At 67.2% G+C, this 9,532-nt stretch carries 8 protein-coding genes and 1 tRNA gene; 8 read left to right on the plus strand and 1 reads right to left on the minus strand.

What is annotated here, in order from left to right; all coding sequences use genetic code 11:
• The first annotated feature begins 66 nt into the window (after window positions 1-66).
• The 4 genes from ACYQ1Z_RS00280 (at window position 67) to ACYQ1Z_RS00295 (ending at window position 5,065) form a co-directional block, all read left to right on the plus strand.
• Window positions 67-1,251: a transglycosylase family protein gene (locus ACYQ1Z_RS00280; RefSeq protein WP_459790325.1), complete on the plus strand. Its 1,185-nt coding sequence runs from the start codon at window positions 67-69 to the stop codon at window positions 1,249-1,251.
• Window positions 1,252-1,372: 121 nt separating this feature from the next.
• A complete protein-coding gene (rsmA, locus tag ACYQ1Z_RS00285; protein ID WP_459790326.1) occupies window positions 1,373-2,245 on the plus strand; it encodes a 16S rRNA (adenine(1518)-N(6)/adenine(1519)-N(6))-dimethyltransferase RsmA in 873 nt (290 codons plus the stop codon).
• On the plus strand, window positions 2,242-3,204 hold the full coding sequence (locus tag ACYQ1Z_RS00290) for a 4-(cytidine 5'-diphospho)-2-C-methyl-D-erythritol kinase (RefSeq protein WP_459790327.1): 963 nt from the start codon (window positions 2,242-2,244) through the stop codon (window positions 3,202-3,204). Before rsmA ends, ACYQ1Z_RS00290 begins: the two co-directional genes overlap by 4 nt.
• Before the next feature lie 34 nt (window positions 3,205-3,238).
• Entirely contained in the window at window positions 3,239-5,065 is a 1,827-nt protein-coding gene (locus ACYQ1Z_RS00295; RefSeq protein WP_459790329.1) for an ABC-F family ATP-binding cassette domain-containing protein, read from the plus strand.
• A 146-nt stretch (window positions 5,066-5,211) separates the two neighbouring features.
• Here ACYQ1Z_RS00295 and ACYQ1Z_RS00300 read toward each other — a convergent pair whose 3' ends face one another.
• Entirely contained in the window at window positions 5,212-5,838 is a 627-nt protein-coding gene (locus ACYQ1Z_RS00300) for a TetR/AcrR family transcriptional regulator (RefSeq protein WP_459790330.1), read from the minus strand.
• 136 nt (window positions 5,839-5,974) lie between these two features.
• Between ACYQ1Z_RS00300 and ACYQ1Z_RS00305 the strand changes: the two genes are divergently transcribed.
• From ACYQ1Z_RS00305 to ACYQ1Z_RS00320, 4 genes are all read left to right on the plus strand, one after another.
• Window positions 5,975-6,046 (plus strand) — tRNA-Gln (locus ACYQ1Z_RS00305).
• Between the two features lie 98 nt (window positions 6,047-6,144).
• On the plus strand, window positions 6,145-7,623 hold the full coding sequence (gene glmU, locus ACYQ1Z_RS00310) for a bifunctional UDP-N-acetylglucosamine diphosphorylase/glucosamine-1-phosphate N-acetyltransferase GlmU (RefSeq protein WP_459790331.1): 1,479 nt from the start codon (window positions 6,145-6,147) through the stop codon (window positions 7,621-7,623).
• A 2-nt stretch (window positions 7,624-7,625) separates the two neighbouring features.
• On the plus strand, window positions 7,626-8,606 hold the full coding sequence (locus ACYQ1Z_RS00315) for a ribose-phosphate diphosphokinase (RefSeq protein WP_459790332.1): 981 nt from the start codon (window positions 7,626-7,628) through the stop codon (window positions 8,604-8,606).
• A 256-nt stretch (window positions 8,607-8,862) separates the two neighbouring features.
• A complete protein-coding gene (locus ACYQ1Z_RS00320; protein WP_459790333.1) occupies window positions 8,863-9,486 on the plus strand; it encodes a 50S ribosomal protein L25/general stress protein Ctc in 624 nt (207 codons plus the stop codon).
• Window positions 9,487-9,532: the final 46 nt, after the last annotated feature.

Here is a 9,532-nt window from a genome sequence, read left to right on the forward strand (position 1 = left end):
CAACGGTGCCCGGACTGCCCGAGCAGGGTGGTGCCGGGCATTTTATTGCGCATTCCCCGTGCCCGGATGGACCTAGAGTTACGGGCAAACGTGGTCAAGTTCTTCACAACGGACGGTAAGTTCAGCTTTTTCAAGGTTGGCGCCCAGTTGCTGGTGCTCTGCGCACTGGTCGTCGGGCTCGTAGCATTCGTCGGCAATAACAAAACCGTCACGCTGAACGTGGACGGCAAAGTCACATCAGTGCAGACCTTTGGCGGAACAGTCGGCCAGGTGGTGAAGGCGGCAAACCTTGAATTGAAGTCCGGGGACAGGGTCTCACCGGCGGTCGATGCGTCAGTCCGCAACGGCACCGTCATCAACGTCAACCAGGCCAAGGAAGTGACCGTCAGCCTGGATGGCGCAGAGAAGACCGTGAACACCAACGCCCAGGACGTGGCCGGGCTTGTTACTGAACTCGGCGTGGCCAGCGCATCTTCCGTGTCTGTGCCCGGGGACGCGCAGCTCGCCGTCGAAGGCTCCTTCGTCTCCATCTCCACCCCGAAGACTGTCAGCATCGTCGCTGACGGCAAGGTCGACACCGCAACCACCACGGCCGCCACGGTCGGCAAAGTACTCGAGGACGCGGGCCTGTCCCTCGGCGCGAATGACCGCACCTCCCAGCCCGCCAACGCCCACGTCGTAAACAACATGGTGATCAAGGTGTCCCGGGTGGACAACGCCCAGACTGCCGTCACCACCGAGGACGTCCCCTTCGAATCGATCGTCAGCGAAAGCGCCGAACTGCTGAAGGGCGAAAAGGAAGTGACCCAGGCCGGCTCCGCGGGCAAGGTGGAGAAGACCTTCAAGCTCGTCCTGGTGGACGGGCGCGAGGCCTCCCGCACCCTCGTCTCGGAAACCGTGTCCGTCCAGCCCGTGGCGGAAAAGATCACCGTCGGCACCAAGCCCAAGCCCGTTGCCCAGGCAGCACCGGCCGGCACCAACACCGGCGCCGCCGCACCCGCCATGATGAACGAAGCCATGTGGGACAAGATCGCCCAGTGCGAGTCCGGCGGAAACTGGAGCATCAACTCGGGCAACGGCTACTACGGCGGCCTGCAGTTCGACATCCAGACCTGGATCGGTGCCGGCGGCGGGGCGTACGCGCCGAATGCCAGCCTGGCCACCAAGGCCCAGCAGATCGACATCGCCAACCGCGTCTACGCGCAGCGCGGCCTGCAGCCCTGGGGCTGCGGCTGGGCGGCGAGCAGCTAGCAAAGACATCAACGGCCGTGGCCGGGTCCGGACTTTTCCGGACCCCGCCACGGCCTTTTTTGCAGTATGGACGCCTATGCGCAGGGCCGGGCTGGTCCGCCGCGCGGGATAGGATACCTAGGTGACTGAACCCATCCCCGCCGCGCCCGCACCGTTGTTTGGTGCTTCCGATATACGCCGGCTGGCGGAGGAGATTGGCGTCAGGCCAACCAAGACCCTCGGTCAGAACTTCGTGATCGACGGCAACACCATCCGCAGGATCGTGGCCGCTGCCGATGTCCGGCCGGACGAGACCGTCCTTGAGGTGGGGCCGGGACTGGGTTCGCTCACGCTCGGGCTGCTCGACGCGGCGGCCGCCGTTGTCGCCGTCGAAATCGATCCCGTCCTCGCGGCCAAGCTGCCGGAGACCGTGAAGGAATGGCGGCCCTCCGCCGAATCCCGCTTCCACCTGGTCCACGCCGACGCCATGAAGGTCACGGAACTGCCGGTCCAACCCAAGGCCCTGGTGGCCAACCTGCCCTACAACGTTGCCGTCCCGGTGGTGCTGCACCTGCTGGAACACTTTCCCGCGCTGGAACACGGACTCGTCATGGTGCAGGACGAGGTTGCGGACCGCCTTGCCGCCAAGCCCGGGTCGAAGATCTACGGCGTGCCGTCCGTGAAGGCAGCCTGGTACAGCCACATGCGCAAGGCCGGGGTGATCGGCATGAATGTGTTCTGGCCCGCACCCAAAATCCACTCCGGCCTGGTCGCCTTCACCCGGCGCGAACCGCCGGCAACCACCGCCACCCGGGAACAGGTCTTCGCCGTGGTGGACGCCGCCTTCGCCCAGCGGCGCAAGACCCTGCGTGCCGCCCTGGCCGGGTGGGCCGGGGGAGCCCCCGAAGCTGAACGCTGCCTGGTCGCGGCCGGCGTGGACCCCACTGCCCGCGGCGAGGTCATCGACATCGCCGCGTTCGCACGAATCGCCGAAGCCAAGGAGACCGGCGCGTGACCGCACGGGCGGGCAGGTTCACCGCCAGGACCGTCCGGGTCAAGGCGCCCGGCAAGGTTAACGTCGCCCTCGACGTCGGCCCCCTGCGGCCCGACGGGTACCACTCCGTGGCCAGCGTCTACCTCGCCGTGTCCCTGTACGAGGAAGTGGCAGCCACCAGCACCGAAACGCCCGGAATCACGGTGAGCATCAGCCCCGGCAGCACCCTGGACCTGGACGACGTCGATATCCCCCTGGACGGCAACAACCTGGCCTACAAGGCCGCAGCCATCATGGCCGACGTCTCCGAGCACCCCACGGGCGTGCATCTGGAGATCACCAAACGGGTCCCGGTGGCCGGGGGCATGGGCGGCGGGTCGGCCGACGCCGCGGCCACCCTCCTGGCCTGTGACGCGCTGTGGAACAGCGGACTTTCCCGGGAAGAACTGGCCCACCTTGCAGCCGAGCTCGGCGCCGACGTGCCGTTCTCGCTCCTGGGCGGCACCGCCGTCGGACTCGGGCTGGGCGATAAGCTGTCCCCGGCGCTGGCCAAGGCACAGACCCACTGGGTCCTCGTGGCCGCCGATTTCGGCCTCTCCACGCCCGAGGTCTACCGGACCTTGGACAGGCTGCGCGACGCAGAAGGCGTCACCGCTGCCGAGCCGACCGGTGTCGACCCCAAAATCCTGACGGCGTTGCGCAGCGGGGATGCCGAGGCGCTCAGCCGGGTCCTGGTCAACGACCTCCAGCGCGCGGCCATCGAGCTGGCGCCGTCCCTGCGCGACACCCTCGGGGCCGGTGAATCCCACGGGGCGATCGCCGGCATCGTGTCCGGTTCCGGCCCCACCGTGGCGCTGCTGGCGGACGATTCCGTGGCAGCCGAAGGGTTGGCCGAGGACCTGCGGCGCCACGGCCTGTCCGCCCTCGCCGTCCACGGTCCCGTCCCCGGGGCGCGCATCATCTCCGACACCCTGATCTGACCATTCCATCCCACGCAGCAGAAAGCAGTTCCCTTTGGCACACCTTCTTGGCGGCGAAAACCTCACGGTTTCCTACGCGACCCGCACCGTCCTGGACGGCGTCACCCTGGGACTCGAGGAGGGCGACCGGATCGGCATGGTGGGCCGCAACGGTGACGGCAAGTCCACCCTGATGAGATTGCTGGCGCAGCGGTCCACCCCCGACTCCGGCCGGGTGACCAAGCGCGGCGACGTCAACATCGGCTACCTGGACCAAAGCGACGTGCTCGACGGCGACTTGACCGTGGGCGCCGCGATCGTGGGGGACCAGGCCGACTACGAGTGGGCGCGCAACCCCCGCATCCGCGAAATCATGGGCGGGCTCGTGTCCGACGTGGACTGGCACGCCAACGTCCACTCCCTCTCCGGCGGACAGAAGCGGCGGGTCGCCCTCGCCAAGTTGCTCATCGAGGACCATGACGTCATCATGCTCGACGAGCCGACCAACCACCTGGACGTTGAGGGCGTCGCCTGGCTTGCCCGGCACCTGAAGAGCCGGTGGCGGGCCAACCAGGGCGCGTTCCTGGTGGTCACCCACGACCGCTGGTTCCTCGACGAGGTCTGCACCAAGACCTGGGAGGTGCATGACGGCGTCATCGATCCCTTCGAAGGCGGCTACGCCGCCTATGTCCTGGCGCGGGCCGAACGCGACCGGATGGCCGCCGTCGTCGAAAGCAAGCGCCAGCAGTTGGTCAAGAAGGAACTGGCCTGGCTGCGCCGCGGCGCGCCCGCACGGACCTCGAAGCCGAAGTTCCGGATCGAAGCGGCCAATGCCCTTATCGAGGACGTGCCCGCACCCCGCGATTCCATGGCGCTGAGCAAAATGGCTACGGCGCGCCTGGGCAAGGACGTCCTGGATTTGGAGCACGTGTCCCTGAATTTCCAGGGCGACGACGGCCGGAAGCTGTTCGACAACATCACCCTCCGCCTCGCCCCCGGTGAGCGCCTGGGCCTGGTGGGCGTCAATGGCGCCGGAAAAACCACCCTGCTGAAGCTGCTCAACGGCCAGATCACCCCGGACGCGGGCCGGCTGAAACGCGGCAAGACCGTGGTCACGGCTGTCCTCACCCAGGAGGTCAAGGAGCTCGACGACGTCGCCGACCTGCGCGTCATCGAGGTCATCGAACGGGAGAAGCGCTCATTCAACGTCGGCGGCCGGGAGTTCACCGCCGGGCAGCTGGTGGAGCAGCTCGGGTTCACCAACCAGAAGCAGTGGACACCGGTCAAGGACCTGTCTGGCGGTGAGCGCCGGCGCCTGCAGCTCCTGCGGCTCCTCGTGGGCGAACCAAACGTTTTGATGCTCGACGAACCCACCAACGACCTCGACACAGACACCCTCGCCGCCGTCGAAGACGTCCTGGACGGCTGGCCGGGCACCCTCGTGGTGGTCAGCCACGACCGCTACCTCCTGGAACGCGTCACGGACCACCAGATGGCACTGCTCGGCGACGGAAAGCTCCGCGGACTGCCCGGCGGCGTGGACCAGTACCTGGAGCTCCGCGAAGCCGCACTGGCCGGTTCCACCGTGGCCGGCGGCGGCAACCCGGTCACCAGCGGCGGCCAGGCCCAGCCCGCACCCGCATCCTCCGGCCCCTCCGAGGCAGAAAAGCGCGAGGCCCGCAAAACCCTCAACAGGATCGAGCGGCAGCTCAAGAAGCTCGACCAAGAGGAAAAGAAGCTTCACGATCTGATGCTGAAGACCACCGAGGCCGGAGACTTCGACAAGCTTGCCGACCAGAACAGACAGCTCAAGGACCTCACGGACGAAAAAGACGCCCTGGAAATGGAGTGGCTGGAGTCCTCAGAACTCCTGGGCGACTGAGCTTTCTCCTTGGTCGCTGTGCCCGGCTTGGTGACGTCGCCTGACGAGCGGCGAAGGGGGTTATCCGGCAGCATGCGTCAGAGGCGAGGAACGAGCCAGCATGCAGAGGATGACCCCCTTCCCCGCGAACGGAACCACGGCGAGGCTTAGAGTTCTGACTGCAGCTCGGGCTCCTTCTTGAGGCCGGTCAGGCCGTTCCAGGCGAGGTTGACCAGGTGTGCTGCCACGGTGGTTTTGTCGGGCTGGCGGGCGTCCTGCCACCATTGGCCGGTCATGGCGACCATGCCAACGAGCATCTGGGCGTACATGGCACCGTCCTCGCCGCTGAAGCCGCGGCGGGAGAACTCGTCGGAGAGGATGTGTTCGACACGGGCGGTGACGTGGGAAAGCAGGGTGGAGAAGGCGCCTTCCGGCTGCGAGGGCGGGGCGTCGCGCATCAGGATCCGGAACCCTTCGGTGCGTTCCTCGATGTAGGTGAGCAGTGCCAGCGCTGCGCGTTCAACCAGGACCCGTGGTTTCGCTTCTTCGGTGAGGGCTGCGTTGATGGCGTCGAGCAGGATGTGGAACTCGTGGTCCACCACCTGGGTGTAAAGGCCTTCCTTTGACCCGAAGTGCTCGTAGATGACCGGCTTGGACACGCCTGCGCAGGCGGCGATTTCTTCGATGGTGGTGCCGTCCAGGCCGCGGACGGCGAAGAGGCCGCGTCCGACGTCGATCAGCTGGCTCCGGCGCTGGAGTCCGGTCATCCGCGTCCGCGGCGGGTTGTTGCTCACATTTCCATCATGCCCTACCGCTCTGCCGCGGCATTCCAGGCCGGGGACGGAGGGGCGGCGCGGTCCCGTGTCGCGCGGCGGCCCGAACCCGTGGCAAAATAGGGACTTGTGCCCGGGCCTTGCGCCTCCGGCATGGTCCGCTCTGGTGTAACGGCAGCACCCCGGCCTTTGGAGCCGTGGAGTATAGGTTCGAATCCTATGGGCGGAACTGCTGTGCGAGCAGTTCAGCAGGATGACATGTGGTGCCGCCGGCCTGCAGGCCGGCGCCGCAGGCGCCAGCATAACCCAAGCAAGGAGAGCCCGTACGTGATCCCCGAGACAGCCGGTCCGGCCGCCGTAATTGTTCTGGCAGCAGGCGCCGGTACGCGGATGAAGTCACGTACCCCCAAGATCCTCCACGAAATCGGTGGCAGGTCAATGGTCGGGCACGCCCTTCTCGCCGCCCGCAGCATCAACCCGCGGCAACTCGCCATTGTGGTCCGGCACGAGCGGGACCTGGTGGCAGGCCATGTTGCCGAACTGGATCCGGCCGCCCTGATCGTTGACCAGGATGAGGTCCCCGGCACCGGCCGTGCGGTCGAAGTGGCGCTGCAAGCCCTTGACGCTGAGCAGCCGCTGTCCGGCACAGTTGTCGTGACCTACGGCGACGTGCCGCTGCTGTCCGCCGAACTGCTGGCTGAACTCGTTGCCACGCACGAGAAGGAAGCCAACGCAGTCACCGTCCTCACCGCTGTCCTGGACGACGCCACCGGCTACGGCCGGATCCTGCGCGGCGACGACGGCACGGTCACGGGCATCCGCGAGCACAAGGACTCCACCGACGCCGAGCGGCTGATCCGGGAGGTCAACTCCGGAATCTACGCGTTTGACGCCGCCGTCCTCCGCGACGCTTTGGGCAAGGTCACCACGGACAACGCCCAGGGTGAGAAGTACCTCACCGACGTGCTCAGCCTGGCGCGCGAGGCGGGTGGCCGGGTGGCCGCCGTCGTCACCGCGGACCGCTGGCAGGTCGAAGGCGCCAACGACCGCGTGCAGTTGGCCGCCCTCGGCGCCGAACTCAACCGCCGCACCGTCGAGGCCTGGATGCGTGCCGGCGTGACGGTCGTGGACCCCGCCACCACTTGGATCGATTCCTCCGTCACCCTCGACGAGGACGTCCGGCTGCTGCCCAACACGCAACTCCACGGCGCCACCACCGTGGCGCGGGACGCCGTCGTGGGCCCTGACACGACGCTGACGGACGTCACCGTGGGCGAGGGCGCCAAGGTGGTCCGCACCCATGGTTCCGGCTCCGTGATCGGTGCGCGCGCCGCCGTCGGGCCCTTCACCTACCTCCGTCCCGGCACCGTCCTGGGCGAGACCGGCAAGATCGGCGCCTTCTACGAAACCAAGAACGTGACCATCGGCCGCGGCTCCAAGCTCTCCCACCTCGGCTACGCCGGTGACGCCGAGATCGGCGAGGACACCAACATCGGCTGTGGCAACATCACGGCCAATTACGACGGCGAGAAGAAGCACCGCACGGTCATTGGCTCCGGCGTGCGGACAGGTTCCAACACGGTCTTTGTCGCCCCGGTCACCGTGGGGGACGGCGCCTACAGCGGCGCCGGCGCGGTGATCCGCAAGGACGTCCCTGCCGGCGCACTGGCGCTGAGCATCGCGGCCCAGCGCAACACCGAAGGCTGGGTGCCGGCCAACAGGCCCGGAACCCGCTCCGCCGAACTGGCCAACGCGGCCATCAAACACTCCTCAAGTACCCCGGCATCTACAGAAGAGGGCAAGTAATAATGAGCGAAATTACGGCGCACGGCGAGAAGCGGCTGGTGCTCGCCACCGGGCGGGCCCACCCCGAGCTGGCCCGGGAAATCGCCAAGGAGCTCGGCACCGACCTCCTTCCGGTGGACGCCTACGATTTTGCCAACGGTGAGATCTACGTCCGCGCCGGCGAAAGCGTCCGCGGCACCGACGCGTTCGTCATCCAGGCGCACCCGGCTCCGCTGAACAACCACCTGATGGAACAGCTGATCATGATCGATTCGCTGAAGCGTGCCTCCGCCAAGCGCATCACGGTGGTGTCCCCGTTCTACCCGTACTCCCGCCAGGACAAGAAGGGCCGGGGCCGGGAGCCGATCTCTGCCCGCCTTGTGGCCGACATGTACAAGACCGCCGGCGCCGACCGCATCATGAGCGTCGACCTGCACACCTCACAGATCCAGGGGTTCTTCGACGGACCGGTGGACCACCTGATGGCCATTCCGCTGCTCGCGGATTACATCCGCACCCGGGTTGAGGCCGACAACATCACCGTTGTTTCACCGGACACCGGCCGCGTCCGCGTCGCCGAGCAGTGGGCCGAACGCCTGGGCGGTGCGCCGCTGGCATTCGTGCACAAGAGCCGCGACCTGACCGTCCCCAACCAGGCTGTCTCCAAGACCGTCGTGGGGCAGATCGAAGGCCGCACCTGTGTCCTGATCGACGACATGATCGACACCGGTGGAACGATCTCCGGCGCCGTCCAGGTGCTGAAGAACGCCGGTGCGAAGGACGTCATCATCGCGGCCACGCACGCTGTGTTCTCCGACCCGGCCGCCCAGCGCCTCGCCGACTCCGGTGCCCGCGAAGTGGTGGTCACCAACACGCTTCCGCTGCGCGGTTCGCAGCGCTTCCCGCAGCTGACGGTTCTGTCCATCGCACCGCTGATCGCGCGCGCCATCCGCGAAGTGTTCGACGACGGCTCCGTCACCAGCCTCTTCGACGGCAAGGCGTAGCCGCACCGTCCACCAGTGCCGGGCCGTTTTCGGTTAATGTGCCCGGCGCTGGTAAGCTTGTCCCCGAAACCTTGGCGAGGGAGAGCCGCCGGGTCCCGCACACCAGCTGGACCGGTCTCCGTTATCGACTGGGTCTGATTGCCCTTCAGCGCGAAGGGCGCCTTCGTGAAGAGCCGCCTTCGGTCGGCCCGGCGTTGAAGGTCACACCAGACCTCCGCCCTTGCTGAACACCCGTTTAGTCTTCAAGGAGATTTCCATGTCTGAGCAAAAGCTCGCAGCAGAACTGCGCACCGAATTCGGCAAGGGCTACGCCCGCCGCGCCCGGATGGCCAACCTGATCCCCGCCGTAATCTACGGCCACGGTGAAGCACCCGTCCACGTCACCCTCCCCGCCAAGGCCACCACCCTGGCCGTCCGTACCCCCAACGCCCTGCTGTCCCTGGACATCAACGGCGAAGGCCGCCTGGCCCTGGTCAAGGACATCCAGCGCGACCCGATCAAGCAGATCATCGAGCACATCGACCTCCTGACCGTCCGCCAGGGCGAGAAGGTCACCGTCGACGTCCCCGTCCACGTTGACGGCGAGTCCGCTGCCGGCACCGTGCACAACCTCGAACTGACCACCGTGTCCGTCGAAGCCGAGGCAACCCACCTGCCCGAGACGGTCACCGTGAGCATCGAAGGCCGCGCCGCGGGCGAGCACATCCACGCCTCCGACATCGTCCTGCCCAAGGGCGCCGCCCTGCTGACCGACGCAGAGGCCCTCGTGGTCAACATCTCCGAGGCCGTAGAGATCGAAGAGGAAACCACCGAAGCCGCCGAAGGCGCCGAGGCTCCTGCCGAGGAAGCCCCCGCAGCCGCGGAAGAAGCAGCCGAGTAATTACCCGGTTTTCCGGCAGTGGGGGGGGGGGGGGGGGGGGGGGGGG

Source organism: Arthrobacter sp. AD-310, assembly GCF_054656615.1.